1 protein-coding gene is annotated in these 240 nt (G+C 68.3%); it reads right to left on the bottom strand.

Annotated elements, in window-relative coordinates:
* A partial coding sequence (locus R0J88_RS23120) for a hypothetical protein (protein ID WP_410901332.1) occupies positions 1–240 on the bottom strand: 240 nt, incomplete at both ends.

The raw sequence follows: 240 nt of genomic DNA, 5'->3' as shown, positions 1-240 counted from the left end.
ATCAGGGTGCCGGCAACCAGTCGTGCGCCCTCGCTGCTGGCGCCCGTGCCGCGTAGTTCGCTGCGCTGCAGTTCGGCAGAACTGGCATTGATGGTCGCGCCTTGTACGCCGCCTTCGATCACGCTGTCGTTGATCGAGGCGCGCGAGCCGTTGCCCGCCCCTGCAGCACTCAGCGCCAGGCCACGGGCGTCACTGCGGATGGTCGAGCGGTGTACGGTGGCACTGGCACCATTGAGCGCC

The organism is Pseudoalteromonas sp. SIMBA_162 (assembly GCF_046535955.1).
In the GTDB taxonomy this organism is placed as follows: Bacteria; Pseudomonadota; Gammaproteobacteria; order Enterobacterales; family Alteromonadaceae; genus Pseudoalteromonas; species Pseudoalteromonas marina.
Note: the sequence above shows the minus strand (reverse complement) of the source record. Positions and strands in the feature narration are given on the sequence as shown.